The 24,630-nt window shown below is 69.3% G+C and carries 29 protein-coding genes; 14 read left to right on the top strand and 15 right to left on the bottom strand.

Going from position 1 to position 24,630, the window contains the following annotated elements; genetic code table 11:
- Positions 1-86 precede the first annotated feature (86 nt).
- Complete coding sequence (locus FHU38_RS18565; RefSeq protein ID WP_167173158.1) at positions 87-1,061, bottom strand: UDP-glucuronic acid decarboxylase family protein; 975 nt, start codon at positions 1,059-1,061, stop codon at positions 87-89.
- Between the two features lie 62 nt (positions 1,062-1,123).
- Here FHU38_RS18565 and FHU38_RS18560 point away from each other — a divergent pair, with 62 nt between their 5' ends.
- Genes FHU38_RS18560 through FHU38_RS18545 form a run of 4 tightly spaced genes read left to right on the top strand, consistent with a single transcriptional unit; the run spans position 1,124 to position 6,314 of the window.
- A complete protein-coding gene (locus tag FHU38_RS18560; RefSeq protein WP_167173156.1) occupies positions 1,124-1,993 on the top strand; it encodes a polysaccharide pyruvyl transferase family protein in 870 nt (289 codons plus the stop codon).
- Complete coding sequence (locus tag FHU38_RS18555; RefSeq protein WP_167173155.1) at positions 1,990-2,829, top strand: glycosyltransferase family 2 protein; 840 nt, start codon at positions 1,990-1,992, stop codon at positions 2,827-2,829. Before FHU38_RS18560 ends, FHU38_RS18555 begins: the two co-directional genes overlap by 4 nt.
- Complete coding sequence (locus tag FHU38_RS18550) at positions 2,826-3,725, top strand: glycosyltransferase family 2 protein (protein ID WP_167173152.1); 900 nt, start codon at positions 2,826-2,828, stop codon at positions 3,723-3,725. Before FHU38_RS18555 ends, FHU38_RS18550 begins: the two co-directional genes overlap by 4 nt.
- A 57-nt stretch (positions 3,726-3,782) precedes the next feature.
- A complete protein-coding gene (locus tag FHU38_RS18545) occupies positions 3,783-6,314 on the top strand; it encodes an ATP-dependent Clp protease ATP-binding subunit (protein WP_167173150.1) in 2,532 nt (843 codons plus the stop codon).
- A gap of 58 nt (positions 6,315-6,372) precedes the next feature.
- Here the strand turns inward: FHU38_RS18545 and FHU38_RS18540 are convergent, their stop codons facing one another.
- The 4 genes from FHU38_RS18540 to FHU38_RS18525 all read right to left on the bottom strand — a co-directional run bounded on the left by FHU38_RS18540 (position 6,373) and on the right by FHU38_RS18525 (position 9,557).
- Positions 6,373-7,584, bottom strand: a complete 1,212-nt coding sequence (locus tag FHU38_RS18540) for a glycosyltransferase (RefSeq protein WP_167173148.1) — start codon at positions 7,582-7,584, stop codon at positions 6,373-6,375.
- Positions 7,585-7,600: 16 nt separating this feature from the next.
- The gene (locus tag FHU38_RS18535; protein ID WP_167173146.1) at positions 7,601-8,545 is read right to left on the bottom strand and encodes a glycosyltransferase; all 945 of its coding nucleotides are present in this window, start codon (positions 8,543-8,545) and stop codon (positions 7,601-7,603) included.
- A 38-nt stretch (positions 8,546-8,583) separates the two neighbouring features.
- Complete coding sequence (locus tag FHU38_RS18530; RefSeq protein WP_167173143.1) at positions 8,584-9,030, bottom strand: DUF4383 domain-containing protein; 447 nt, start codon at positions 9,028-9,030, stop codon at positions 8,584-8,586.
- An 83-nt stretch (positions 9,031-9,113) separates the two neighbouring features.
- Positions 9,114-9,557, bottom strand: coding sequence for an ATP-binding protein (locus FHU38_RS18525; protein ID WP_167173141.1), 444 nt, complete (start codon positions 9,555-9,557; stop codon positions 9,114-9,116).
- A gap of 140 nt (positions 9,558-9,697) precedes the next feature.
- Here FHU38_RS18525 and FHU38_RS18520 point away from each other — a divergent pair, with 140 nt between their 5' ends.
- Genes FHU38_RS18520 through FHU38_RS18500 form a run of 5 tightly spaced genes read left to right on the top strand, consistent with a single transcriptional unit; the run spans position 9,698 to position 11,527 of the window.
- A complete protein-coding gene (locus FHU38_RS18520) occupies positions 9,698-10,111 on the top strand; it encodes a phage holin family protein (protein WP_167173139.1) in 414 nt (137 codons plus the stop codon).
- On the top strand, positions 10,108-10,365 hold the full coding sequence (locus FHU38_RS18515) for a DUF3618 domain-containing protein (RefSeq protein ID WP_167173136.1): 258 nt from the start codon (positions 10,108-10,110) through the stop codon (positions 10,363-10,365). The genes FHU38_RS18520 and FHU38_RS18515 overlap by 4 nt, the downstream gene beginning before the upstream one ends.
- On the top strand, positions 10,362-10,634 hold the full coding sequence (locus FHU38_RS18510) for a DUF4235 domain-containing protein (RefSeq protein ID WP_167173134.1): 273 nt from the start codon (positions 10,362-10,364) through the stop codon (positions 10,632-10,634). The genes FHU38_RS18515 and FHU38_RS18510 overlap by 4 nt, the downstream gene beginning before the upstream one ends.
- Positions 10,635-10,638: 4 nt before the next feature.
- Positions 10,639-11,298, top strand: coding sequence for a HemK2/MTQ2 family protein methyltransferase (locus tag FHU38_RS18505; RefSeq protein WP_167173132.1), 660 nt, complete (start codon positions 10,639-10,641; stop codon positions 11,296-11,298).
- Positions 11,270-11,527 (top strand): CDGSH iron-sulfur domain-containing protein, encoded by a 258-nt coding sequence (locus tag FHU38_RS18500; protein ID WP_167173130.1) that lies wholly within the window; start codon positions 11,270-11,272, stop codon positions 11,525-11,527. The genes FHU38_RS18505 and FHU38_RS18500 overlap by 29 nt, the downstream gene beginning before the upstream one ends.
- 18 nt (positions 11,528-11,545) lie before the next feature.
- On the opposite strand, the gene FHU38_RS18495 is transcribed toward FHU38_RS18500, so the two are convergent.
- Positions 11,546-12,592, bottom strand: coding sequence for an iron-containing redox enzyme family protein (locus tag FHU38_RS18495; protein WP_167173128.1), 1,047 nt, complete (start codon positions 12,590-12,592; stop codon positions 11,546-11,548).
- Positions 12,593-13,009: 417 nt separating this feature from the next.
- Here FHU38_RS18495 and FHU38_RS18485 point away from each other — a divergent pair, with 417 nt between their 5' ends.
- Positions 13,010-14,116: an NAD(P)/FAD-dependent oxidoreductase gene (locus FHU38_RS18485; protein WP_167173126.1), complete on the top strand. Its 1,107-nt coding sequence runs from the start codon at positions 13,010-13,012 to the stop codon at positions 14,114-14,116.
- Positions 14,117-14,134: 18 nt separating this feature from the next.
- Here the strand turns inward: FHU38_RS18485 and FHU38_RS18480 are convergent, their stop codons facing one another.
- Positions 14,135-14,686, bottom strand: a complete 552-nt coding sequence (locus FHU38_RS18480) for a hypothetical protein (RefSeq protein ID WP_167165485.1) — start codon at positions 14,684-14,686, stop codon at positions 14,135-14,137.
- Between the two features lie 275 nt (positions 14,687-14,961).
- A complete protein-coding gene (locus FHU38_RS18475; RefSeq protein WP_390623306.1) occupies positions 14,962-15,759 on the bottom strand; it encodes an alpha/beta fold hydrolase in 798 nt (265 codons plus the stop codon).
- Between the two features lie 69 nt (positions 15,760-15,828).
- On the opposite strand from FHU38_RS18475, the gene FHU38_RS18470 reads away from it, so the two are divergent.
- The 3 genes from FHU38_RS18470 to FHU38_RS18460 all read left to right on the top strand — a co-directional run bounded on the left by FHU38_RS18470 (position 15,829) and on the right by FHU38_RS18460 (position 18,154).
- Complete coding sequence (locus FHU38_RS18470; protein WP_167173124.1) at positions 15,829-17,157, top strand: aminotransferase-like domain-containing protein; 1,329 nt, start codon at positions 15,829-15,831, stop codon at positions 17,155-17,157.
- 206 nt (positions 17,158-17,363) lie between these two features.
- Positions 17,364-17,678, top strand: coding sequence for a DUF2795 domain-containing protein (locus tag FHU38_RS18465; RefSeq protein WP_167173121.1), 315 nt, complete (start codon positions 17,364-17,366; stop codon positions 17,676-17,678).
- Between the two features lie 71 nt (positions 17,679-17,749).
- On the top strand, positions 17,750-18,154 hold the full coding sequence (locus FHU38_RS18460; RefSeq protein WP_167173119.1) for a hypothetical protein: 405 nt from the start codon (positions 17,750-17,752) through the stop codon (positions 18,152-18,154).
- A 22-nt stretch (positions 18,155-18,176) separates the two neighbouring features.
- On the opposite strand, the gene FHU38_RS18455 is transcribed toward FHU38_RS18460, so the two are convergent.
- The gene (locus FHU38_RS18455; protein WP_208415732.1) at positions 18,177-18,404 is read right to left on the bottom strand and encodes a Rho termination factor N-terminal domain-containing protein; all 228 of its coding nucleotides are present in this window, start codon (positions 18,402-18,404) and stop codon (positions 18,177-18,179) included.
- A gap of 87 nt (positions 18,405-18,491) precedes the next feature.
- On the opposite strand from FHU38_RS18455, the gene FHU38_RS18450 reads away from it, so the two are divergent.
- Entirely contained in the window at positions 18,492-19,673 is a 1,182-nt protein-coding gene (locus FHU38_RS18450; protein ID WP_167173117.1) for a site-2 protease family protein, read from the top strand.
- Positions 19,674-19,716: 43 nt separating this feature from the next.
- On the opposite strand, the gene FHU38_RS18445 is transcribed toward FHU38_RS18450, so the two are convergent.
- From FHU38_RS18445 to FHU38_RS18420, 6 genes are all read right to left on the bottom strand, one after another.
- Positions 19,717-20,796: an NAD-dependent epimerase/dehydratase family protein gene (locus FHU38_RS18445; RefSeq protein ID WP_167173115.1), complete on the bottom strand. Its 1,080-nt coding sequence runs from the start codon at positions 20,794-20,796 to the stop codon at positions 19,717-19,719.
- Positions 20,797-20,801: 5 nt separating this feature from the next.
- Positions 20,802-21,332, bottom strand: a complete 531-nt coding sequence (locus FHU38_RS18440; protein WP_390623305.1) for an SRPBCC family protein — start codon at positions 21,330-21,332, stop codon at positions 20,802-20,804.
- Positions 21,311-22,123, bottom strand: coding sequence for a dihydropteroate synthase (folP, locus tag FHU38_RS18435; protein ID WP_208416682.1), 813 nt, complete (start codon positions 22,121-22,123; stop codon positions 21,311-21,313). Before folP ends, FHU38_RS18440 begins: the two co-directional genes overlap by 22 nt.
- A 65-nt stretch (positions 22,124-22,188) precedes the next feature.
- Positions 22,189-22,362: a hypothetical protein gene (locus FHU38_RS18430; RefSeq protein ID WP_167165483.1), complete on the bottom strand. Its 174-nt coding sequence runs from the start codon at positions 22,360-22,362 to the stop codon at positions 22,189-22,191.
- Positions 22,359-23,048: an FkbM family methyltransferase gene (locus FHU38_RS18425; protein WP_167173111.1), complete on the bottom strand. Its 690-nt coding sequence runs from the start codon at positions 23,046-23,048 to the stop codon at positions 22,359-22,361. The genes FHU38_RS18430 and FHU38_RS18425 overlap by 4 nt, the downstream gene beginning before the upstream one ends.
- Positions 23,049-23,373: 325 nt before the next feature.
- Complete coding sequence (locus FHU38_RS18420; protein WP_167173109.1) at positions 23,374-24,534, bottom strand: acyl-CoA dehydrogenase family protein; 1,161 nt, start codon at positions 24,532-24,534, stop codon at positions 23,374-23,376.
- Positions 24,535-24,630 lie beyond the last annotated feature (96 nt).

The raw sequence follows: 24,630 nt of genomic DNA, 5'->3' as shown, positions 1-24,630 counted from the left end.
GCAGCGACGACTAAACCGTTGCGGTGCAAAACCCCAGGACGTCGCTACTTGCTGTGAACGAGAACACGTGACGGCCGAGTTGGTGGCTACGCTGAGACGTGGTCGGCGACGGCGTTTCGGGCGAACCAGGCGATGGTGCGGTTCAGCCCCTCCCGCAACCCGACACTGGGCAGCCAGCCGAGTTCTGCTCGGGCGAGGGTGATGTCCGGGCAGCGGCGTCTGGGGTCGTCGACAGCTCCTTCCACCGTCGTGACCGCCACCGACACTCCCGTCAGGGAAAGGATCTCCTCGGCTATGCGCCGCACCGAAAGCTCGTCAGGGTTGCCGATGTTCACGGGGCCGTGCAGTGAACTGTATGCCAGGCTCAGCAGCCCGCCGACGGTGTCGTCGACGTAGCACACCGAGCGGGTCTGCTCCCCGGTCCCCGCCACCGTCAGCGGTCGCCCTGTCAGCGCCTGCGTGATGAAGGCCGGGATGACCCTGCCGTCGTCGGCCCGCATCCGTGGCCCGTAGGTGTTGAACACCCTCGCGATCGCCACGTTGGTGCCGTGCTCGCGCAGGTAGGCCATGGTGAGTGCCTCGGCGTAGCGCTTGGCCTCGTCGTAGACGCTGCGTGGACCGATCGGATTCACGTTGCCCCAGTAGGTTTCGCGTTGCGGATGCTCGAGTGGGTCACCGTAGACCTCGCTGGTGGAGGTCAGCAGGAACCGGGCACCGGCGTTGGCGGCAAGCCGCAGCGCGTGCTCGGTGCCGAGAGCGCCGACGCGGAGTGTGTCGATAGCGAGTCGCTGGTAGTCCTTCGGCGACGCCGCCGAGGCCAGGTGGAACACCAGGTCTACATCGGTTGGTACGGCGCTGCCTTCGACCGGTCGCGTCATGTCGTGCTCGACGAGCTCGAACCGCGGATGCCCGTGTAGGTGCGCGATGTTGTCCGGCCTTCCTGTCGCGAAACTGTCCACACAGGTCACCCGGTGGCCGTTTCCCAGCAGCCGTTCGCACAGCTGTGAGCCGAGGAACCCGGCGCCGCCGGTTACCAGCGCGTGCCCGAACCGATTAGCCATGGCGTCTCGGCTACCCTGCCCGCCGGGTGTGAAACCCTTGGGTAACGGGTAGTCCGCGCGGCATGCGTGCGCTCGTGACAGGGTGGCCGAGCTTCCTGCACGGTGAGGCCACGGCAGGGGACGTGCTGAGTATGCGCCGTGTCGCCGACGCGCTGCGTGCGGCAGGCGTTCCAACCGATCTGGTGTGGAGTCCCGGATACCGCCCTGGCGTGCTCCATTTCGACGATGCCGACCCTGGTCACTACACGCACCTGGTGTTCGCGTGTGGACCCGCCCACGGTGAGCAGGTGGAGTGGCTGCACGAGCGGTACGCACGCTGCCGCCGCATCGCCGTCGGGGTGTCGGTGATCGACCCGACGGCTGCCGCGGTCACCGGCTTCCACCGCGTGCTCGCCAGGGACGGCGACGGGAGCGGCACGCCCGATCTGTCGGTCTCGGCGCGCTCGTCGCGGGTACCGGTCGCGGGAATCGCGCTCGCGCCCGGCCAGCGGGAGTACGGCGAGCGGCGCAGGCACGAACAGGTGCACAAGGCGCTGCTGACCTGGGTCGAGGGACTGGACTGCGCGCGGATTCCGCTGCGGACGCGGCTGGCGACCGCCGACTGGCGACACTGCGCGACCCCTGACGCCTTCCTGTCGCTGGTGGAACGGCTGGACGTGGTGGTTACCACGCGGATGCACGGCCTGGTACTCGCGCTGTCGGCGGGGGTGCCCGCGCTGGCCGTCGACCCGGTCACCGGCGGCGGCAAGGTGAGCGCACAGGGGCACGCGCTCGACTGGCCCGCGGTGGTGGCAGCCGAGGACGCGGGCGCGGAGGCGTTCGAACCGTGGTGGCGGTGGTGCCTTTCGGCTGCCGGGCGGCGGGAGGCCGCGCGTGGCCGCGCTGACGGTGCCGAACTGGTGTCCGGGCTGCTTCGCGAGGTTCTCGGATGAGCGACGCGCGCACCACCGTGGTCATCGCGACCCGAAACCGCGCGGCCGAGCTGGACCGGTCGTTGCGCGAGTTGCGGGCGCTGCGGCCGACGCCACCTGTCGTCGTGGTGGACAACGGCTCATACGACGACACCGCGGCCCTGGTACGGCGGGACTTTCCGGAAGTGCGGTTGGTGAGCCTGGCAGGCAACGCCGGTGTGGCGGCACGCAACATCGGGGTGCGGCGCGCCGAGACACCCTACGTCGCGTTCAGTGACGACGACTCCTGGTGGGAACAGGGTGCGCTGCCGAGAGCGGAGACGCTGTTCGACGCCTATCCCAGGGTGGGCCTGCTCGCGGCGACGACGCTGGTGGGGCCGCGGGCCGAGCCGGACCCGGTGTGCGCGCTGCTGGCCGACAGCCCGCTCGGTACCGCGCCGGATGTGCCAGGCCCGCTGGTGCTGGGCTTCCTCGCCTGCTCGGCGATCGTGCGCAGGCAGGCCTTTCTCCAGGTGGGTGGCTTCAGCGAGCTGCTGCACTTCGGGGCGGAGGAGACGCTGCTCGCCTACGACCTTGCGGCAGCAGGATGGGCACTGAGCTATGTGGATCAACTGCGGGCCCACCACCATCCCTCCACGACCCGGCCGCCCGCGCGGTGGCGGCGCAGGCTGGAGTTGCGTAACAACGCGTTGATCGCCCTGATGCGCAGGCCGGTGCCGCAGTTGCTGCGCAGTCTCGGCCCGTTGCTCAACGAGCCTGCCGCCGCGGCGGGCGCTTTGCGCAGGCTGCCGCACGCCCTCGGCAGGCGCAGGCGGCTTCCCCGGCACGTCGAAGCGCAGATCAGGGAGCTGACATGAGCCGCGAGCCGCGTGTCACCGTCGTGCTGATCACCCACAACCGGCGCGAGGAGGTGCTGCGGACTCTGCAGGTGATGACCACGCTGCCGGACGCGGCGCCGCTGATCGTCGCCGACAACGCCTCCACGGACGGCACGGCCGACGCGATCGCGCGCCACCACCCGCAGGTGCCGTTGCTTGCCTGCGAGACGAACCTGGGTGCGCTGGCGCGCAACGTGGCTGTCGATCAGGTGCGTACCCCGTACGTGGCGTTCTGCGACGACGACACCCGTTGGCAGCCGGGATCGCTCACTCGCGCCGCCGACCTGTTGGACGCCCACCCGGGGTTGGGATCGGTGACTGGCCGCTGCCTCGTCGAGCCGGACCTCACCGAGGACCCGATCACTCCGGAGCTGCGCCACTCGCCGGTGCGGGGGCCGGACTGGCTGCCTGGGCCCGCGCTGCTCGGCATCATGGCAGGCCTGACCGCACTGCGGGTGCGGGCGTTTCGCGAGGTGGGCGGATTCAACCCCAGGATGTGGCTCGGTGGTGAGGAGGAACTGCTCGCGCTCGATCTGGCCTCACAAGGCTGGTGGATGTGCTGGGCCGAGGACGTGGTGATCCACCACGCGCCCTCGCGGCTGCGGGACCCGAGACGGCGCAGGCAACTGGGCATCCGCAACACGCTGTGGACGCTGTGGCTGCGCAGGCCGGTGCCCGGCGCCGCACGCAGAACCGCCGACGTGCTGCGCTCCGCACCTGCCGACCTCGCCACCGCGTCGGCCGTGCTGGAGGCACTGCGAGGGTTGCCGTGGGTGCTCAGGCAGCGGCGGGTCGTGCCCGACAGCGTGGAGCGGGGGCTTCGCGCGCTCGAGCACGCGCAGCGAAGCTCCGTGGCACGCCGTTACGTGGGTTGACGGTCCTGGCGACCGGGTAGGCCCCGGTCAGCAACCGTTCGCCAAAGGAGTGTGCCCATGACCGGCTTCTTCGGGGCCGACCCAGGTCCGAGCCCGTTCGACCAGCTGCTCGCCCAGTTCTTCGGCAACGCGATGCCGGGCAGGCGGCCCTCCGCGGCCGGTATCACGCGCCTGATGAGCGAGCAGGCGCTCGCGCTGGTCTCGGCGGCCGTGCGCAAGGCCGAGGAGTGGGGCGGCAACGAACTGGACTCCACACACCTACTGTGGGCGGCGACCCGGGTCCCTGGCAGCAGGGAGCTGATCCAGCGGGCCGGAGCCGACCCGGACGCACTCGCCGACCGGGTCGAGCGCGAGGCGGGACGTGGCCACGGGCGCACCGCTGCCCACCCGGTGTTGACCCCGGCCGCCAAGCGCACGCTGCTGGACGCACACCAGATGTCGCGGGGACTGCGCTCGTCCTACATCGGTCCCGAGCATGTGCTGCTGGCGCTGGTGGCCAACCACGAGTCGCAGGTCGGCCGGTTGCTCGGCGAGGCGGGCGTGACACCGGAGACGATGCAGCGGGCCTTCACCGACCCGACCGCCACGCCCGGCGCCGCTCGGGCGGGCCAGCAGCAGGCGAGCAGCGACACCCCCACGCTCGACAGCTATGGGCGCGACCTGACCGCGATGGCCCGTGACGGCGAGATCGACCCCGTGGTCGGCCGCGACGACGAGATCGAGCAGACCATCGAGGTGCTGTCGAGGCGGACGAAGAACAACCCGGTGCTCATCGGTGAGGCCGGTGTCGGCAAGACAGCGATCGTGGAGGGTCTCGCGCAGCGCATCGCGGACGGGCAGGTGCCGGAGACGCTCGGCGAGCGGCGGGTGATCCAACTCGACCTCACCGCCATGGTGGCGGGTACCCGCTACCGGGGTGACTTCGAGGAACGCATGAGCAAGCTGCTCGACGAGATCCGGTCGAACAAGGACAAGCTCATCGTGTTCATCGACGAACTGCACACCGTGGTCGGCGCGGGGGCATCGGAGGGCTCGATGGGGGCGGGCAACATGCTCAAACCCGCGCTGGCAAGGGGAGACCTGCATATCGTCGGCGCTACGACGCTCGACGAGTACCGCGAGAACATCGAGAACGACCCGGCCTTCGAACGGCGGTTCCAGCCGATCCTGGTTCCGGAGCCGGACGTGGAGGACACGCTGGCGATCCTGCACGGGCTGCGTGACCAGTACGAGGCGCACCACCAGGTGAGCTTCACCGACGAGGCGCTGAACGCGGCGGCGTCGCTTTCCGACCGCTACATCACCGACCGTTACCTGCCCGACAAGGCGATCGACCTGATCGACCAGGCGGGCGCGAGGGTGCGGATGCGCACGGGCCGAGAGCCCGAGCAGGTGCGTGAGCTGGAGGCGCGGCTGGAGCAACTGTGCCGAGACCGCGACCAGGCGGTTAGCGAGGAACACTACGAACGAGCCTCCTCGTTGCGAGACGAGATCAACGATCTGCGCGGCCGCCTCGCGGAGGCCAAGCGTGGCAACGGGGTGACGGGCGCGCCCGAGGTGAGCGCCGTCGACATCGCCGAGGTGGTTTCGCGGCTCACCGGCGTTCCCGTGGCGCAACTGACCCAGCAGGAACGGGAGCGGCTGCTGCACCTGGAGGAGCACCTGCACGGCAGGGTCGTCGGCCAGGACGACGCCGTTGCAGCGGTTTCCGAGGCTGTGCGCAGGACAAGGGCGGGGCTGGCCGAGCCGAACCGGCCGTCCGGCAGCTTCCTGTTCCTCGGCCCGACAGGGGTCGGCAAGACCGAACTCGCCCGCGCGCTCGCGGAGGCGTTGTTCGGCAGCGAGGACAGGATGATCCGGCTCGATATGTCCGAGTACGGCGAGCGGCACACGGTGAGCAGGCTTGTCGGCGCGCCACCCGGTTACGTCGGCTACGAGGAGGCGGGCCAGCTCACCGAGGCGGTGCGCAGGAGGCCCTACTCGGTGGTGCTGCTGGACGAGATCGAAAAGGCGCACCCCGACGTGTTCAACATGCTGTTGCAGGTGCTCGACGACGGCAGGCTCACCGACGGGCGCGGCCGCACGGTGAACTTCACCAACATCGTGCTCATCATGACCAGCAACGTCGGGTCGGAGCTCGTGCTCAGCGGTACGCAGGGCGCGCTCGGGTTCGCTCCTTCACGCGAGGAGGACACCGACGAGCCGCTGCGGGAGCGGCTGATGCGACGGCTGCGCGAGACGTTCCGTCCCGAGTTCCTCAACCGCATCGACGAGATCATCGTGTTCCGCAAGCTGTCGGCGGTGCAGTTGGAGCAGGTCACGTCGCTGCTGCTGGAGGAGACGCGGCGCAAAGCACACGCGCAGGCCGTGGAGGTCGAGTTCGACCCGCAAGCGGTGCGCTGGCTGGCGGAGGCGGGTTACCAGCCGGAGTACGGTGCCCGCCCGCTGCGCCGCACCATCCAGCGCGAGGTGGACAACGTGCTGTCGCGGATGCTGCTCAACGGCGAGGTCGCCGAGAACGACCGGGTCCGTATCGCCGTCCGGGACGGCCACCTGACCTTCGACGTCTCCAGCAGGACACCGGCCTGACTGTGGGGTCGGCGCCCGCGGGCCGCACACTCCCCGGCTCGCGGGCGCACGGCCGGTCTCAGCCGGTTTCCTCGTCCAGCGCGATGCTGGGCACGCAGCGTTCGTAGACGCGCAGTGTGTCGGTGGTGATGCGGTCCCAGGAGTAGCGGCACCGGGCCCTGTCGGCGCCCGCGATGCCGTAGGCGTCGCGCAGCGCGCCGTCGGACAGCAGCTTGCGCACCGCCGTCGCCACGGCGTCCGGCTGCCTCGGGGGGACGTGGATGCCGGTGACGCCCTCCACGACGGTGTCGGTGAGGCCGCCGACGGCGGCAGCGACCACCGGCACGCCGCACGCCATCGCCTCCAGCGGCACGATCCCGAACGGCTCGTACCACGGCGTGGTGACCACGACGTCGGCGGAGCGCAGCAGTGCGGGCACGTCGGGCCGCGCGACCTGGCCGACCAGTCGAACCCGGTCGGAGACACCGTGCTGGGCGGCACAGTGCCGCAACCGCCTTGCCTCCTCGTCCTCGGCTAGCCTGCCCTCCCGCGGCCCACCCGCGATGACCAGTTCGGTGTCGGGCAGGTGGCGCAGCGCGGCGATGGCGATGTCGAATCCCTTGCGCGGCACGAGCCTGCCGACGGCCACGACGCGGTGGCGGCCGCCGTCCCTTCGCGCACGCTCGCCGTGTGGCGTGAAGCGTTCCAGGTCCACCCCGCACGGCACCACGGAGATGCGGGATCGAGGCAATCCCATCCGCACCAGCTCGAACACCTCGTCGGAGCAGGTGGCCGCCACCCTGGCCGCGTTGCGCCCCACCAGGCGTTCCAGGCGAATGCGGTCGGCCGGGCTGGTGTCGGCCGGGCCCTGGTTGCGCCGCTTGACCACACCGAGCGCGTGGAAAGTCTGCACGACCGGGGTGTTCATCTCCTTGGCCGCGAGCAGCGAGGCGACCCCCGACATCCAGAAGTGCGCGTGCACCACGTCCGGCCGCTCGCCGCGCCACTCGCGTTCCAGGAAGCGGGCGAACTCGCCCATGTGCGGCAGCAACTCGTCCTTGGGCACGTGCCTGCGTGGCCCGGCGGGCACATGCACCACGCGGTACCCGGCGGGCATGCGCACCTCGTCGGGTTGGACGTCGTCCTCGCGCCGCGTGTAGACGGTCACCTCGTGCCCGGCCCTGGTCAGGCCCGCCGACAGTTCGGCGACATGCACGTTCTGGCCTCCGCCGTCGGCTTCGCCGAGTGCGGCCAGCGGGCTGGCGTGCTCGGAAACCATGGAGATCTTCATGCTTCCTCCTGTGTGTTCACGGCAGAAGCCGGCCGAGCAGGGAGTCCCATTCGCGCAGGAAGGAGTCGAGCCCGAAACGCGCGAGGGCGTGCTCGCGCCCCGACTTGCCCATCCCTGCCGCGAGGTCGGGAGATTCGAGCAGCGTGTGTACCGCTGAGGTGAGTTCGGTGACGTCGGTGGAGACGAACCCGGCCTCGGACGGCACCGATGTGGCGGCCTCCGTGGTCGCCAGCGAGACCACCGGCATGCCGAGGTGCATGGCTTCGAGCAGGGACAGGCCGAGCGAGGTCCAGCGAGCCGTGTGCACGTAGACGCGGTCGCGCGCCATCCGCGTGTGCAGTTCCTCCTGCCGCAGGTCGCCGACCGGGGTGACGCCGCGGATGGACAGGTCGTCGAGCCCCATGCCGTACAGGTCCACGGGGGCGACCTCGGCGAACGCGGGAAGCAGGTCGGTACCGACTATCCGGCCCCTTCGCACCGGCTCGTTGATGAGCACGGCCGCTCTCGGCAGTTCGCCGGTGTAGCGGTAGCCGGGGTCCACGATGCCGTGCCCGATGACCACGGTGGGTGCGATCCCGTTGTCCCACATCAACTCGTTGAAGTGCGTGACGTGCACCAGCGGGATGTCGTCGCGATCGGCGAGCGGATGCCTGCTCGTGGCGGCATGGTCGCGCGGCGTGTTGTGCTCGACGTACACGGCGGGCACTTCGCTGCCGATCCGCTTCCCCAGCAGGCGCTGCGCGAGTTCGATCTCCTCAGGCCGCTGCAACACCACCGCGTCCACGCCCGCGCCGCCGACCTGCTCGAAGGGCACTTCCACGGCCGAGTCGGGCCAGTCCCTGCCGCAGCGGCCCCTTCCCCACGGCCTTGCTGTGTCCACAGTGGGCAGCAGGTAGGTGTGGCCGCCCCGGACGAAGGCGGAAGTCCAGGAGCCGTGGACGTGCCACACGAGCAGCCTCATGCTTGGCAAGGTGCCCGCGGGTAGCGGTGGTTAAACGCCTAGCGATGTCGTCGCGGGTCCTCCTGCCGTACCGGAAGGAAAGCGAGCAACAGCCCGGCCAGTGCGGTGAACCCGTACAACCACGCGTTCGAGGCCGCCACGTTCGCCAGGTCGGCCTGATCGGTGAGGACAGTGGCGAGGATGCTGTAGGCGGTCAGTCCGGTGAACCCGAGGAACGTCAGCACGCCGAACACCCGAGTGGTCGCTTCCCGATACGCGCCCAGCACCCCGAGCAGGCCGATGAGCGTATGCCAGAAGTTCAGCAACACGCTGTTGGCGAAACCCCACACGGTTCGCGTTTCGTCAGGCCCGATGGTGGTGCCGTGACTGACGAATCCGGCGATGCCAAACGCCAGATACCACAGCCCGATGAGCAGGGCCGTGAGCTGTAGCCACGAGACTCGTGGACGCCACCCGTGGCCGACGTTGACCGGAACATCGCTCATGGTCGACACCAGCGCCTCATGCGACGTGTTACCCACCGCACGGGCCGTTCCCGATGGTTGCGGTTGGGTCGTACGTTTTGCGCCTACCCGCCGCGGCCGCGGGCAAACTGCTTGGCGAAGTCGATGTGCACCACGCGATCGATCGCGCGCAGCGTATCCGGCTCCAGCCGCCAGGCGGACACCGCGTCGGTGACTCCGTCCAGCACCCGCCAGCCGAAGGTGCGGCTGTCGGGCACCGAGCCGTGGCTCGTCGTGGCCGACACGGCCACACACAGGTACCCACCGGCGACGACGTAACGACAGGTGAGCACTGCCCCTGGCACCGAGTGCTGGATGAGGCTCGTGTACGCCTCGTCGACGGCCACGGTGACGTCGGTGACCGCGTCGGGATCGAGTCCCTCACCCGAGGCGACCATCCGCGCCACCGACCTCAGCAGCGGCAGCAGCCGTGGCTCCGCGCAGACGCGGAGTTCGACGTGCCCGCTGGTTCTGTGACCGAGCCAGTCGGCGAGTTCACGCTTGTGCATGGTCTTGTTCGGATACCCGGCGGTAGCCGGACAACACAACGCCGTGTGACCTCTCGCGGGATGTTTGTCCCCCTCCGAGCCGGGGCAAACCGTTCACCAGCGCCCGCGCGCACAGCCCGGGACGAAGGGGAGGAAGAGCCATGGTCTATCAACGGCACGACGCCATGGTCGACGAGCGCTCGGTGGCGCAACTTGTCACTGATCTCTCCGAGCAGACGAGCAGGCTCGTCCGGGACGAGATGAAGCTCGCCATGGCAGAGTTGCAGAGCAAGGGCAAGCGCCTCGGCGTTGGCGCCGGACTCGCGGGCGCTGCTGGGGTGATCGCGTTCTTCGGTGCGGGCACGATGCTCGCCGCGGCCGTGCTCGCACTCGCCCTCGTTCTGCCCGCATGGGCGGCCGCACTCGTGATCGGTGGCGGACTGCTGCTGCTGGCCGGACTGATCGGCCTCATCGGCAAGGGCCAGGTGCGGCGCGCCAGCCCGCCGGTACCCAGGGAGGCGGTCGACAGCGTGCGCAAGGATATCGACACCGTCAGGGAGCGGTTCCGGCAATGAGCACGCCAGAGGACTTTCCGCGAACGGTTGAGCAGGCACGCACCGATATCGAGCTCACCCGCGAGGAACTCGGAGACACCGCGCAGGCGTTGGCGCACAAGCTGAACGTGCCGCAGCGCGCAAGGGAACAGGTGCGGCTGCGGTCGTCGGTCGCGGTGAGCAGGCTGCGTGAGAACGCCGTACCGCTTGCCGTTGTCGGTGCGCTCGCCGCGCTCGTCGTCGGCGGGGTGCTGATCTGGAGGACGAAGCGATGAAGGTGCTCTACCGGCCGCTGAGCCTGCTGGTGAGCACGGGCGGCGCACTGCTCGCCGGTGCCGTGTTCCGCAAGGTGTGGCGACTGGTCAGCGGCGAGGACGAGGCGCCCCGGCCCATGGATCGCAGGTTCTCGATCTGGGAGGTGGTCGCCGCCGCCGCGGTGCAGGGCGCCGTCGCGGGGGCGGTCCGCGCCGCCGTTGACCGCGCTGGAGCCGCGGGCTACGAGAAGGCGACCGGCTCCTGGCCGGGGGACGACGGGGACGAGTAGCCGCGTGGTCTTACTGAGGGCGCCTGGGGTCTACCGGCCCCAGGAGGACACCGGCCTGCTCTGTGACGCGATGCTCGCCGCCCCCGTACCCGCACGTGGCCGGGTGCTGGACATCGGGACCGGAACGGGGGCGCTCGCGTTGCGGGCGGCCCGCGCCGGGGCGGCCGAGGTGGTGGCACTCGACGTGTCGCGCCGCGCGCTGGTGACGGCATGGGCCAACGCGAGGCTTCGGCGGCTACCCGTGCGTACCAGCAGGGGCGACGCCGTCGATGTCGCCGAGCGGCCGTTGGGGCGGTTCGACCTGGTGCTGGCCAACCCGCCGTACGTGCCGTGGCCAGGCGGTGGGCGGCGCTGCCCGCGCTGGGACGCCGGGCCCGACGGCAGGGCAGTACTCGATCCGCTGTGCGTCGCCGTGCCCGAACTGCTGGCACCACACGGGTTCCTGCTGCTGGTGCAGTCGAGGCTGTGCGGTGTGGACCGAACCGAGGACCGGCTTCGCGGGTCGGGATTGAAGACGTCGGTGGTGGCGCGCCGCGTTTTGCCGTTCGGGTCGGTACTGCGCGGCAGGACGGCCTACCTGGAACGGGCCGGGCTCATCGAGCCCGGACAGCGCGAGGAGGAGTTGGTGGTGATCCGTGCGGACCGAACCAAGCCGTCGGCGTGAGCCGAGGCGAGTCACCGTCGTGCCGGGCGGGCCCATCCTGGTGGAGGGACCCGTCGAGATCCGTGTCCAGCCCAGCGGCGAGCACGGCCGCGAAGCCGGGGGGAAAGACGGGAAAGGCGGCAACGGCGCCGCCACCGTCGTCTCGGAACGCTTCCAGGTGGCCATCTGCGCGTGCCGCCGGAGCAAGGCCTACCCGTTCTGCGACACCAGCCACCGGCGAAAGCGCTGAGCGCCGCGGCTCCTGCCGCTACCGGAGTGGAAGCCGAAGCGACGACTCACCCGAGCGCCAGTGGGAGAGCAGGTGCTCGGCGAGGTGGCTTTCCAGCAGTTCGGTCGCCCGCACCCCGAACACCACGTCCGCGGCCAGCCAGGGTTCGCGCTCGAGCAGGTCGCCGATGACCTCGCGGCGCACGACCTGCTCGTGCACGGCGTCGGCCTCGACGTGTTCGGTGAAGAACGGCAGGCAGCCCGAGGGCGCGCCGAGCCGTTCCAGCGCGCGGACGATGCGCATCGCACTGGGCGCTGTGGTGATCTCGGCGGCGGCGAAGTGTCCGACGAGTGCGCCACGCAGGCCACGGTGCAGGCCGAACAGCGACATCAGGTTGACCGGCGCGAACGCTTGCGGCGGGACGTGTTCGAGGTAGTGCAGGTAGCCCGCGTGCAGTCCCGCAGATGCGAGTAGCTCGGCGTACAACCTTGAGTGCATTCGCTCGTACCTGCCGCCGCCGAACTCGTCGAACTCCACCGCCACCAGCGCGGCCTTGGCCTGCCCGCGTAGCCGGGGGATGACCCACGCGTGCGGGTCAGCCTCCTTGAGGTGGTAGATCGAGCGGTGCACGAGGTACTCGCGAAGCTGCCACCAGGTGCCCTCGTCGCGCAGCCAGTGGCTGACGCCGCCGCCGTTGACGGGCTCGACGAGCAGGTCGTCGAGCACGCCTTCTACGTCTTCGACCTCGTCACCCTCCGACACATCGGCGCGCAGCGCGGAAAGCAGCCGTCCCTCCAGCGCGGCGCGGGTGCGTAGCAGCGCCGGGTGCCACTCCCAGTCCGGGTCGACGCCCGCGAAACCGCGGTAGTGCAGCTCGTAGCAGATCTGCAAGGCCAACTGCACGTCATCGCCGTACGCATGGCTGCCGGTGACGTCCGTGGGCAGCCGGTGCCGCGCACCCGGGTTCCCCGCGAGGGCGGTGACGATCGCCGCGGAGAGCGGCCCTCTCGGGAGCGGCAGGGCGGGGGAGACCTCCTCCTCGGTGCCCGGTGCCGCGGGTGTCGCCGTCAATGTCCGATTTCGCACGTCGCTTGGCTACCCGTGGCGCGGCGCCGGTACACCCTTCCGGGGCACGTGAGACGGGATGGTGAATGCGACACGGTGGGCCACGAGCCACGAGCCACGAGCCACGAGCCACGAGCCACGAGCCACGAGCCACGAGCCACGAGCCGCGAGCCGCGAGGTAGCGGGACTGCGGGTTGTCGTCACCGAACTGAACACCAGCCGGGTCTGGTCGCGGTGGTGGGGGACAGCGTGCTGTTGGCTGTGGTGCTTGAGCCTGGTCCCGACCGCATCACCGGCATCAAGATCGTCGCCAATCCCGACAAGCTCACTTTCCTGTCCACACAGCTGTTATGAGCACGGTCGCAGCCGGGTGTTGTCAGCTTCGCGCGCCCCATCCGGTTCAACCGGTGTCCATACCAGTGGAGAAGGAGAGGGAAGATGGCTCACCGCATCGTGGTCATCGGCGCCGGTTACTCCGGACTCAGGCCGGCACGCCGCCTCGCCCGGTTGCTGCCCGAGGCGTCGGTGACCGTGGTCAACCCGCGCGCGCGGTTCGTCGAGCGGGTCCGGCTGCACCAGGTGGCCGCGGGCTACCGTCCGCGCGAGTACGCATTGCGGGACCTGCTGCGTGCCGAGGGCGCCGAGCTTGTCGTCGGCACGGTCGAGACTCTGGACCTGCGCGGCCGCCTGCTGGAGGTCGACACGCTCGCCGAGCCGTTGCCGTACGACACGCTGGTGTACGCGCTGGGCAGTGTCGCGGAGGCCGGTCCGGACGGAGCGGCCGAGCACGCGGTGACCGTGGCCGACCTGGGGCAGGCGAGCCGGTTGCGCGACCGCGTCGACTCGCTCGCCCGCGACCGCGGCACGGTCGTAGTCGTTGGAGGCGGACTTACCGGGATAGAGTCCGCCGCCGAACTGGCCGAGAGCCACCCCGAGTTGCGGGTGCGTTTGCTGTCGGCCACCGCGCCGGGGTCGACACTGTCCGTTCGAGGCAGCCGACACGTGCGGGCCGCGCTTCACCGACTCGGCGTTGAGGTGCATCCGGAGGCGAAGGTGGTCGGCGTGCACCCCGGCGGCGTGGAGTTGGCGGGCGGTACTCAGGTCGAGGCAGGGCTCACCGTGTGGGCAAGCGGGTTCGGCGTGCCCGATCTGGCGGGGTGGGCGGGAATCGCGGTCGCCGACGGCGGGCGGGTCGCCGTGGATTCCAGTCTGCGGTCTCGCATGCACAGCGACGTCTACGCCGTCGGTGACAGTGCCGCCGCTCATGGGCCGGGCGGGCGGCCGATGCGGTTGTCGTGCGCGACGGCTCTGCCGCTCGGGCGCTACGCCGCCGACGTGATCGCCGCACGGGTTCACGGCCACCAGCCGCGCGAGCTACGGTTCAGGTACGTGATCCAGTGCGTCAGCCTTGGCAGGCGAGACGGGTTGATCCAGTTCGTCGCCGCTGACGACAGTCCACATGAGAAGATCATTACCGGTATTGCGGCGGCCGTGATCAAGGAATGCGTTGTGCGCTACGCCGTGAGGTCGGCCACCGGCCGCTGAGCCGGCCCCGGTCGCCGCTCAGCAGAAGATCCACCACCACGGACAGTCGTCCTCGGGTTCGGTCGTGGTTGTCGTGATCGGCGAGGTCGTCGTGTTCGGCGATGACGACCGCGGCGGCGGTTGCGGTTCGTCGGTGGCTGATCCGGTGGGTTCGACCGAACTGGACGCCGGTTCGGTGGTCGTGGTGATCGCCTCGGACCCCGTCGTCGTGGTTGTGGTCTGCTCGGTGGTGGAGGCCTCGGCGGCGGTGGCCGTCGCGGAGGACTCGTAGGTGGCACGCCTGGTCGGGGTCGAGCTGGGCCACGAGACCTCGGAGGTGGGGTCGTCGGGGAAGAGGACGATGGCTGCGTCGTCGGGATCGGGCGCGGTCACCTCGTCGTCCGGCATGGAGCTGACGAACAACGCCGCGACGCCGCAGCCGACCACGACCGCCCCCATAACGGCGAGGACACGCAGGCGTGACCTCGGCTTCGGCGGGACTCGGTCGTCCCAGTCTTCGCCGTCGGAGAGCCGTGTCACCGACACGTCGTAGTCCACCGGGGTGCCCTTTCGCCACCGGAAGCAGCCCAACCGCTCATACCCTAGATCATGACCGACATAGGGGAATTGTCCGGGATCGCGTCAGCGCGGTGGCGCTACTGCGTCGGCCGCGACGTCGTGAAGTGCCCCGTCCCGGCATGGTCACGGTGTGCGACAGCGGCTGTTACGCAGCGCGTGCACCTGGCGAGGAAGGTCCATCGATCGGTACGAGTCGGACCGAGTCGCCGGATCACATGCCCACCGGCCCCAGTTCGTCTGTTGTAGACACAGCGGTTCCCGCTCGGGCCGGTGTGACACGCGGTCGGTCACGCGAGTTCACTCAGGAACTTGGCCAGGATGTCGTTGAACCGCACCTCGTGTTCCAGGTTGGGTAGGTGCGCGACGTCCTCGATGATCGCCAGCGTGGAGTTGGGGATGCGTTCGTGCAGTTCGCGCGCCACCGCCACGGGCGTGAACTCGTCCAGCCTGCCGACCACGATCAACGCAGGCACCTCGATGCGGCCGAGTGCAGCCACGTAGTCGGGCCGCAGCGCCCGTCCCCGAAGCGCCGCCGCCGCCCCTTCCGGAGAGGCCGAGCGCATCATGCGTAGCACATGCCGCGCCGTCGCAGGCAGTGCCGCGATATTGTGCGGTGCCAGCATCTTCGGCAGCACCTCGGCCGCGTAGCCCGCCATTCCCTCGCGCAGCAGCCTGCGTGCCTGCTCCTCACGGTCGGCCCTGCCGCGCGCGGTTTCCGCGTGTGGCGAGGTCGCCGCGAGCAGCAGGCCACGGATGCGTTCGGGGAACAGCCGTTGGCATTCCATGACGAGCTGCCCACCCATCGACAGTCCACCCAGGACGAACCGGTCGATGCCGAGCTCGTCGAGCAGCTCGGCGACGTCACGTGCGAAGACTTCGAACGGTGTGGTGGCTTCGACGCCTCCGCTCTCGCCGTAGCCGCGCAGGTCCGGCGCGATCACGCGCCAGCCTTCCGCACTGAACCGCTCCACCTGTGGCCGCCACATGGTGCGGTCGAACGGGTGTCCGTGCAGCAGGACGAGTGGTGGACCGCTGCCTTCGTCCTCGTATCCGATCGTGCTGCCATTCACCGTCATCGTGGTCACGACAACGACGCTAACCAGCACATCAGGTCGGTGCAATGAAAACATTGATCTCGGTGCAATAATGGGGGCGTGGACTTTCGCGCACTCGCCGACGCCGTCGCCACGGATATCAATACGGGCAAGCTCAGACCTGGCCAGCGGCTGCCGCCGCAGCGCCGCTTCGCGCGCGCACACGGCATCGCGGTCTCCACCGCGGGACGGGTCTACGCGGAACTGGTGCGGCGCGGGCTGGTGGTAGGGGAAGTCGGGCGCGGAACCTATGTACGGGCAGGCGAGCCGCTCGCCGAACCAGCGCTGGTCGAACCCGCTGAGTATCCGGCAGGGCGGGTGGATCTGGAGCTGAACATTCCGATGCCACCGGGGCGTGCTGACCAACTCGCGCGGGGACTGAACGAACTCACCCGAGAGGACACGCTGTCCGGCGCGTTGCGGCCGGTAGGGGCAGCAGGCACCCCGACCGCGCGGGCCGCTGCCTCGGCGCTGCTCTCGCGTGCGGGCTGGACCGCGGACGCCGACAACCTGCTGTTCGCGGGGAACGGGAAGCAGGCGATCGCGGCCGCGATCGTCGCCCTTGTCCCACCCGGCGGCAGGCTCGGGGTGGAGGCGCTGACGTACCCGTTGGTCAAGGGCATCGCGGCCAGGCTCGGTGTCACGCTCGTGCCGCTGGCGGTGGACGAGCACGGGGTGGTTCCCGCCTCGCTGCGGCGGACCTCGCCCCACGCTGTCTACGTGCAGCCCACCCTGCACAACCCGCTGGGGGTGACCATGCCGCACCGGCGACGTGCCGAGTTCGCGCAGACGCTGCGGGAACTGGACGTGCCGGCGATCGAGGACACCGTGTACGCGTTCCTGCGCGAGGAGCGGCCACTCGCCGCGTATGCCCCGGAGCGCACGGTTGTCGTTGACAGCCTCACAAAGCGGCTCGCGCCGGGTCTGACCGCCGGCTTCGTCGCGCCACCCGCGCAGCTGAAGGAGGCGCTCGCATCGGCGCTGCGTTCGGGAGCGTGGGCGGCACCCGGATTCGCGCTGGCCGCCGCCACACGCTGGATCGAGGACGGGACCGCGGCGCGCGTTCAGGAAGACAAGCGCGCCGATGCCGAACGCAGGCAGTCGATCGTCCACCAGCGACTCGGGCGGTTCAGCGTGCACGCCGATCCCGCCTCCTACCACTGCTGGTGGGAACTGCCAGTGCGGTGGCGCGCCGAGACCTTCGTCGCCGCGGCCGCGCGTAGGGGCATCGCGGTCAGCCCGGCAGGCGCGTTCGCCGTCGGACCCGCGCATGCCCCCAGCGCGGTACGGCTCGCGCTGGCCTCGCCACCGATACCCACGCTGGCGGCGGCGCTGGACGCGCTCGCGGCGCTCGCGGACTCCGACCCCGACGAGCACGCCATCGAATAAGCCCGCTCCCGTCCGCGAGTCCCCCGCTCCCGTCCGCGAGTCCTGCGCTCCCGTCCGCGAGTCCTGCGCTCCCGTCCGCGAGTTCCCCGGTTCGGCTGCGGCTCAGTCGGCTCAGTCGGCTCAGTCTCAGACCGTCCCGCATGGACCCTGGTTCCGGCGTTTCGCCCAAGGTGGTGCGGGGTAGGCGATCACCGGAGGTGAGCACGATGGCAACCACCGTCGAACGGCTGCGCACCGCGCTGTCCGAGGCGGACTTTCCCGCCGACAAGTCGCAACTGCTGCGGCAGGCCGAGCACGCCGAGGCCGACGGGGCGACGCTGAAGGCGTTGCGGGCGATCCCTCCCGTGGTGTACTCCAACCTCACCGAGGTAAAGCAGTCGGTGTCCTTCGACGCTGGTCCGGACGCGAGCGAGGAGGCCGCACGGCGCCGCCTGCACGACAAGCCCGGACTCGCTCAGCGGGAGAAAGATGTACCCGGGCATCCGATTGCTGACGAACTCGGCGAGAACCGGGGGAGTTGAACGGTTTGGCCACGGTGGGTACTGGGTAGTCACCCGGCGCGAGTCCGCTTGATGTAAGGGACATGCCGACGATGGACCTAACCGGTAACAGCGGTGTCGATGACACACCCGCCGAACTGGCCGCCCGAGCCGAGGAGGCCGCCCGGGCCCTCTACCTGCGCACATCGAGCACTGTGGACGCCGACAGCCTGGCAAGCGCAGGCGAGATGCACGAGGTGCTCGGCTCGTTGAAGCTCGTTGTCGAGAGCATCACCAGGTGCCTGCCGGAGCTGGGGATCTGGCTCGAGGAACGGCTGTGGACGGGCACGCTCGGCGGGGAAAGCCCGGCAGCGGCCGGGTACGACGAACTGACCGAATCGATCTTCGAGGTGACCTCGGCGCTTTCGCGGGCACACCGAATGAGCTCCGCACTCGGCCGCGAGCTGCAGGTCGCGCAGACGGCGAGCGTGGATCTGGCCAAGCAGCAACAGCAGTAGCGGCGGTAACGCCGACGACAACTCAACCGGGGAAGTTCTCCCAGCCCCGCGGCATGCTGGTGTCCTCGGACCAGTTTTCCCGCGGGGGTGGCTCCAGCGGTTGCAGTGCGTTGGTTTCGCGCTGCTGCTCGATCGCCTCGATCAGCTCCTGCGTGCTCATGTGCTGCACGTTCGCGATGCCTACCCGGTGTGCTTCCCTCGCCAGCTCGGCCATCGTCATGCGTTGCAGGTCACCACTTTCAGTCACCATTACTGCCTCCACACGTCTGGCGTGTCCTGCTTTCGGGTAACCCGCCGCGCGAAAGGTTAACCGCGCGAAAGCAGAGGTGAGCAACCTATGAACCCGACGATCAAGCTCGGTACGGTCGCGGGTGTCCGGGTCGGAGTGCACTGGAGCGTGCTCGGCATCCTCCTGGTGCTGGTGTTCGCCCTCGGTTTCGCACGGTGGCCGCTTCTCGTGCCCGGCTACTCGACGTGGGTCTACCTGCTGGCCGCGGTTGTGGCGGCGGTGCTTTTCCTGGTCTCACTGCTGGCACACGAGCTGTCGCACGCCGTCGTCGCGCGGCGCAACGGGATCGAGGTGGAGGACATCACGCTGTGGTTGCTCGGGGGTGTCGCGAAACTACGCAGCGAGGCTCGCACGCCAGGCGCCGAATTGCGTATCGCGGGGGCGGGACCGCTGGCGAGCCTGCTGACAGCCGCGCTGTTCGGACTCATCGCCTGGCTGTTGGTGGCTGTCGACGCCACCACCTTGCTCGTGGCGACGGCGGGCTATCTCGCACTCATCAACGTGGTGCTGGCCGCGTTCAACCTCGTGCCCGCCGCGCCGCTGGACGGAGGACGCGTCCTGCGGGCCGCGCTGTGGGCATGGCGCGGTGATCGTACGCGCGCCGCTGTGTGGAGCGCGAGGGCAGGCCGAGTCTTCGGCTTCGCCCTGATCCTGCTCGGCACCTGGCGGCTGCTGTTCGCGGGCGTCGGCGACGGCCTGTGGTGGATCCTGATCGGGCTTTTCATCACCAGCATGGCCAGCGCTGAGGAGCGGCAGGCCCGACTGGGCGCGATGCTCGCGGACGTAGCCGTCGCCGACGTGATGACCCGTGACCCGGACACCACCGACGGCGACATGTCGGTGCGGCGATTCCTTGACGAGGTGGCGTTGTCGCGCAAGCACTCGGCCTTTCCGCTGCTGGATGCCCGTGGTGGGGTGGAGGGGCTGGTTACTCTGAACCGGCTGCGCTCAGTGCCTGCCCAGCAGCGGGACGCGACACCTTTGCGGCAGGCGGCGTGCCCTCCCGACCAGATCCCCACGGCGACACCTGAGGAGCCGCTGATCGACCTCCTGCGCCGCATGGAAGGTTGCACCGACGGCAGGGCGCTGGTTTTCGAGGACGACCGGCTCGTCGGCATCGTCAGCCCGACCGACATCAGCCGCGTGGTGACTCTACGGGGGACGGACGCGGGCTGGAGCCAAGGTGGTTCGGACCTCACCTCACCACAGCCACCGGGGCGACGGATCTGACCGGGGCTGGGCGAAAAGGTCCCGAATACCGATGCCTTTCGTCTCAGGGCCTGCTGCCGACACCGGTCGCGACCTCACCGAGTCGCCCGCCCCGCACCGACGGAGCCAGTGGCGGGGTGTCCATCCCGCTACGTTCACGCAGTCCCGCGAGGAAGTCGCCGAGCGCGTCCTTCGCCGAGTACCGGGGGTGCCAGCCAAGATCGGTGCGCGCACGCGTGGTGTCCATGATCGGGATTCGTAGCACGGCGTCGAACAGGTCCGGCGAGGCGGGAACGGCGTGCATCCGCCACGCGGCGGCCACCGCGGCCCGCACGACGCTCACGGGCACAGGAACGGTACGTGCGTGCAGTAGGTTTGCCAGCAGCGCGGCGTCGACGACCGGATCCGCCGCGACGTTGAAGGCTCCCCGCACCGGATTGAGTGCCGCGAGACGAAAGGCCTCACCGATGTCAGCGGAATGCACCGCCTGCATGCGAAGCCCTGGCACGTTGGGCACGAACGGAATCAGCTCCGGCCGGGCTAGAAAACCCGGCACGAACGGGCCCGCGAACAACCTGCGCTGTTGCTGTGCCGACTCTCGCTTGAACACGAACGCCGGGCGAAGCCGAGCCACCCTGATGTCGCGGTGGGAGGCGGCGAAGGCGTCCAGCGCCCGCTCAAGGTATGCCTTCTCCCTGGTGTAGGCGGCGCCGGGCCAACCGTGTGTCGGCCAGCGCTCGTCCACCGGCCGGTCCTTGGGGCCGGGGGAGTATGCGCCGACCGACGAGGAGTACACCAGCGCGGGCACCCCGCAGCGCGCGACGGCTTCGAACACCCGCATGGCGCCGATGACGTTGGCGCGCCAGGTGGCGGCCGGGTCGTGGGTGGGCTGGAACAGCCAGGCGAGGTGGATGACCACGTCAGCCCCGTCGAGGACGCCGTCGAGGCGGTCCCGTGGCGCTGTCGTGAGATCCAACGGCTCGACGAGCAGCTTCGGCCGGGTCCATTCCGGCTGTCTGCGTGCGATCCCGACGATCGACCCGACACGTGAGTCGTCGCTGAGCGCGTCGACCACGCTCGTTCCGATGTTGCCGGTCGCTCCGGTGACGACGACACGTAAGCCGTCGGTCCTCGGCTGGTTCATGGCGATCAGCCTCCCGCGCGTTCGACCGCGAGTGCCGCGAGCCGGTCCAGCGCCTCGGCAACCCTGCGGTCGGCTTGCTCGCTAGCTTCACCGCCGAATGTCTCGGGCTGCTCGCCTGCGAAGGTCAGATGCAGTGTCGCGACACTGCGTTCCGGCGTGCTCGCGTCGGGTTCGACCTGAAGCCAACCCTCGTAGTCGTGTTCCGTGCCACCCCACTCCAGCCGCAACCGGTCGGGGTCGGCCTCGACATAGCCGGTCGTGTCGTACACCTCGCTGCCGCTGGAAACCCACGCGTGCAGCGTGCCGGGCCCCTCCGGCTCTACCTCAACACCGTCCGGAGCCCATTCGTTCAGGGTCGGCTCCTCCGCCGCGACATCGAACACGGTCCGCGCTCGCGCGGGGATGGTCCTGCGGTGCTCGAATTCGGCCATGCCGTTGAGGTACCCAGGCCGGGAAAAGATATGCGAGTACGCAGGCGCGGCGGCGGCGAGCAGGTCGAGTGGTGCCTGCCCGCTCAGGTAAGGCCGCGAAGGCACAGCGCGGGCGGCTGGGTACCCGCGATGCTCGCGACCATGTCCACGACCTGCCTGGTGCGCCGGACCTCGTGGGCGCGGAAGACGGCGGCGCCCTGCCACGCGGCGACGGCCGTGGCCGCGAGCGTGCCGTCGACGCGGTCGGTGAGCCGAGCTCCGAGTGTCTCCCCTACGAAGTCCTTGTTCGACAGCGCGAGCAGCACCGGCCAGCCAGTGGCGGTCAGCTCGCTGAGCCTGCGCAGCAGTTCCAGGCCGTGCCAGGTGTTCTTGCCGAAGTCGTGCGTCGGGTCCACGAGGATTCCCTCGCGGGGCACGCCGAGCCGCACGAGTCGTTCGGCCTTGCCGGTGACCTCCTCGGCGACGGCCGCGACGACGTCGGTGTAGCGCACGCGATGTGGCAGGGTGCGAGGCCGCGCCCCGCCGGTGTGGGAGCAGACGTACCCGGCTCCGTACTCGGCGGCGACCTCGGCGAGCCCGGGATCGGCTGCCTGCCAGGTGTCGTTGATCAGGTCGGCGCCCTCCTCGCACGCCTGCCTGCCCACCTCCGCGCGCCAAGTGTCCACGCTGATCACCAGGTCGGGATGCCGGGATCGGACGGCCGCCACGACCGGCACCACGCGCCGGATCTCCTCATCGATGTCCACCTCGCTGCCTGGCCCGGCCTTGACACCACCGATGTCGACGATGTCCGCCCCGTCGGCCACGACGGAGTCCACCGCACGCAGCGCCTGGTCGAGCTCGTAGGTGGCGCCACGGTCGTAGAAGGAGTCCGGGGTCCGGTTGACGATCGCCATGACAAGCGCACGGTCGCGGTTCACCGCACGACCTCGGAATCGCAGAGCCACCACGACTAGCGACTCTAATCGCCCCCGCCCGCCGCGAGTCCCCCGCTCCTGCCCGCGAGTCCTGCGTTCCTGCCCGCGAGTCCTGCGTTCCTGCCCGCGAGTCCTGCGTTCCTGCCCGCGAGTCCTGCGTTCCTGCCCGCGAGTCCCCCGCTCCTGCCCGCGACGTCCTGTCGGCGGGCGAACCTCAAGGTGCGAGAGCAAAGATGTCCTCGGTGCTCATTTCCGAAGGATCGGTCGGGTGTAAGACCCCGTACCTGTCGGGGCGCAGGAACTGGTAGCCGTATTTGCTGAGAAGCCGCTGCACAGGTTGCCGTGTCTCGCCGTAATGGATCTCACTGCGACGGTTCCACTCCAGTTGGAGCAGCCGGATGCGGTGTTCGGCGAGCGCGTTTTGGGCCCCTTCCAGGACGAGTCTTTCCGCGCCTTCGACGTCTATCTTCACGCCTGCCGCACGTTGATCGCCGAGTACGTTGTCAAGTGTATCGACCAGCACCTCTTCGCCACCTGCGTTCGGGTCGCGTAGCAAGTGATTGACCGTTCCCTGGCCCTTGGAAATAAGCATCTTGCCTGGCCGGTCAGCCAATGCGTATTGCATTGGCTTGACAGCGAAGTCGTTCAGCGCAACGTTCTCCTCGAGCTTGTCGAATGCTTCGGGGCTTGGCTCCAGGGAATAGACCTTCGCGCCCAGTTGTGCTGCCCACAGTGAATAGACTCCGACGTTGGCACCCACGTCGACAAATAGGTCACCCGGACGCAGCCACTTCTTCCATGCCTGCATCTCGTTCCAGTCCGGCGGGTTGGCGTAAACTACGCTAGCCGCGCTTGTGAAGTGCAAGTCAACCCACATTCGGGCGTTGTCGCCCAGGGTGGCCATCGTTCGATGTCCTAAACGTGCACGGACTTGGTATGCGGCTGCCCGCATTGCGCCGCGTAGCCGCTTCCTTTGATTGGCGGGGTGTGTCCATACGTATTTCAGTACATCGCGCGCAGTTGTCACGGCATTCACGTTACGGGTTCCATTCGAGAATTTGAAACTTTCAATTCAGTCTGGCATTCAAATTGATATGATAGTGAATGCTCGTCGTTCTGGCTGCTGCTGCTGAATTCGTTCACTCGAATGTGTCGTGAGTGCAATCATGACCGCGAGTCCTGCGCTCCTGACCGCGAGTTGCCCATTCGCGCGGTATGCCCGCAACCGGTCAGCCTCCACCGGGACGAGTCAGGTCCCTGCCGATGATCTCCTTCATGATCTCGGTGGTGCCGCCGTAGATGGTCTGCACGCGGGCGTCGACGAACGCGCGCGCTATGGGGTACTCACGCATGTAGCCGTACCCGCCGTGCAACTGCAGGCAACGGGCGAGCACCCGTTGCTGTAGTTCGGTCGCCCACCACTTGACCTTGGCCGCGTCCACCGCCGAGAGGGTGCCCGCGTTGAGGGCGAGCACGGCGCGGTCCACGTAGGTTCGGGTGACCTCGAGTTCGGTGGCGATCTCGGCGAGGCTGAACTTCGTGTGCTGAAACTGCGCGACGGGCTGCCCGAACGCGGTCCGCTGGCTGACATGCCGCAACGTCCACTCCAGCGCGGCCTCCGCGGCGGCGAGTCCGTAGTAGGCGATGGAAAGCCGCTCCCTCGGCAGCCGCTCCATGAGGTGGCCGAAGCCGCCGCCCTCGGTGCCGAGCAGGTTCGTCGCGGGCACGCGCACGTCGTCGAAGAACAGCTCGGAGACGTCCTCCGCCCGCTGACCGAGCTTGTCCAACGCTCTGCCCCTGGTGAATCCGGGCATGCCCGCTTCCACGACCAACAAACTGAACCCGCGTGCATCCGCTTGCGGGTCGGTGCGCGCGACCACGATGACCAGGTCGGCGCTGCCGCCGCTGGTGATGAAGGTCTTGCTGCCGTTGAGTACCCAGTGCTCGCCGTCGCGGATGGCCGTGGTGCGGATACCGCGCAGGTCGCTGCCCGCACCCGGCTCGGTCATCGCGATCGCGGCTCGCCTGCGGCCCGCGCACAGGTCGGGCAGCCAGCGCAGCTTCTGTTCCTCGGTGCCGAGGTCAACCAGGTACGGACCGACGAGATCGTCGAAGCCGCCCAGCGCCACGTTGACCGCCGCCGCGCCCACCCGCGCGAGCTCGTCCATCAGTACGCAGCGGAAGCGGTAGTCGGCTGACCCGCCTCCGCCGTAGCTCTCGGGCACCCCTAGACCGAGCAACCCCAGCTCACCGGCGGACCGCCACAGGTCGGGGTCGATCCGCCCTGCCCACTCCCACTCCTCGAGGTGCGGTGCGATCCGCTGCTCGACGAAACTCCGCACGCTGTCGCGGAACAGCTCATGTTCCTCGGTGAACAACTCGGTTCTCACCGGCCCCACGGTTCGACATCCGGGCGGGTTGGGTCCAGGCTGTTTTCGTTCAGTGGAAGCCTGGCGGCCGCTCGGCGCCGACCGGGAGCCCGCAGC

Origin of the sequence: Saccharomonospora amisosensis, assembly GCF_011761185.1 — a bacterium.
GTDB lineage: Bacteria > Actinomycetota > Actinomycetes > Mycobacteriales > Pseudonocardiaceae > Saccharomonospora_A > Saccharomonospora_A amisosensis.
This window is presented reverse-complemented; position numbering and strand designations above follow the sequence as displayed.

What these genes read in the sequence shown, in the direction of transcription:
- FHU38_RS18540 (WP_167173148.1), bottom strand. Translation starts at nt 7,584, where the DNA reads ATGAAGATCTCCATGGTTTCCGAGCACGCCAGCCCGCTGGCCGCACTC.
- FHU38_RS18465 (WP_167173121.1), top strand. Translation starts at nt 17,364, where the DNA reads ATGGCAACCACCGTCGAACGGCTGCGCACCGCGCTGTCCGAGGCGGAC.
- folP (WP_208416682.1), bottom strand. Translation starts at nt 22,123, where the DNA reads ATGGCGATCGTCAACCGGACCCCGGACTCCTTCTACGACCGTGGCGCC.
- FHU38_RS18555 (WP_167173155.1), top strand. Translation starts at nt 1,990, where the DNA reads ATGAGCGACGCGCGCACCACCGTGGTCATCGCGACCCGAAACCGCGCG.
- FHU38_RS18445 (WP_167173115.1), bottom strand. Translation starts at nt 20,796, where the DNA reads ATGAACCAGCCGAGGACCGACGGCTTACGTGTCGTCGTCACCGGAGCG.
- FHU38_RS18550 (WP_167173152.1), top strand. Translation starts at nt 2,826, where the DNA reads ATGAGCCGCGAGCCGCGTGTCACCGTCGTGCTGATCACCCACAACCGG.
- FHU38_RS18565 (WP_167173158.1), bottom strand. Translation starts at nt 1,061, where the DNA reads ATGGCTAATCGGTTCGGGCACGCGCTGGTAACCGGCGGCGCCGGGTTC.
- FHU38_RS18455 (WP_208415732.1), bottom strand. Translation starts at nt 18,404, where the DNA reads ATGGTGACTGAAAGTGGTGACCTGCAACGCATGACGATGGCCGAGCTG.
- FHU38_RS18515 (WP_167173136.1), top strand. Translation starts at nt 10,108, where the DNA reads ATGAGCACGCCAGAGGACTTTCCGCGAACGGTTGAGCAGGCACGCACC.
- FHU38_RS18545 (WP_167173150.1), top strand. Translation starts at nt 3,783, where the DNA reads ATGACCGGCTTCTTCGGGGCCGACCCAGGTCCGAGCCCGTTCGACCAG.
- FHU38_RS18450 (WP_167173117.1), top strand. Translation starts at nt 18,492, where the DNA reads ATGAACCCGACGATCAAGCTCGGTACGGTCGCGGGTGTCCGGGTCGGA.
- FHU38_RS18510 (WP_167173134.1), top strand. Translation starts at nt 10,362, where the DNA reads ATGAAGGTGCTCTACCGGCCGCTGAGCCTGCTGGTGAGCACGGGCGGC.
- FHU38_RS18530 (WP_167173143.1), bottom strand. Translation starts at nt 9,030, where the DNA reads ATGAGCGATGTTCCGGTCAACGTCGGCCACGGGTGGCGTCCACGAGTC.
- FHU38_RS18460 (WP_167173119.1), top strand. Translation starts at nt 17,750, where the DNA reads ATGGACCTAACCGGTAACAGCGGTGTCGATGACACACCCGCCGAACTG.
- FHU38_RS18535 (WP_167173146.1), bottom strand. Translation starts at nt 8,545, where the DNA reads ATGAGGCTGCTCGTGTGGCACGTCCACGGCTCCTGGACTTCCGCCTTC.
- FHU38_RS18560 (WP_167173156.1), top strand. Translation starts at nt 1,124, where the DNA reads ATGCGTGCGCTCGTGACAGGGTGGCCGAGCTTCCTGCACGGTGAGGCC.
- FHU38_RS18485 (WP_167173126.1), top strand. Translation starts at nt 13,010, where the DNA reads ATGGCTCACCGCATCGTGGTCATCGGCGCCGGTTACTCCGGACTCAGG.
- FHU38_RS18425 (WP_167173111.1), bottom strand. Translation starts at nt 23,048, where the DNA reads ATGGCCACCCTGGGCGACAACGCCCGAATGTGGGTTGACTTGCACTTC.
- FHU38_RS18525 (WP_167173141.1), bottom strand. Translation starts at nt 9,557, where the DNA reads ATGCACAAGCGTGAACTCGCCGACTGGCTCGGTCACAGAACCAGCGGG.
- FHU38_RS18520 (WP_167173139.1), top strand. Translation starts at nt 9,698, where the DNA reads ATGGTCTATCAACGGCACGACGCCATGGTCGACGAGCGCTCGGTGGCG.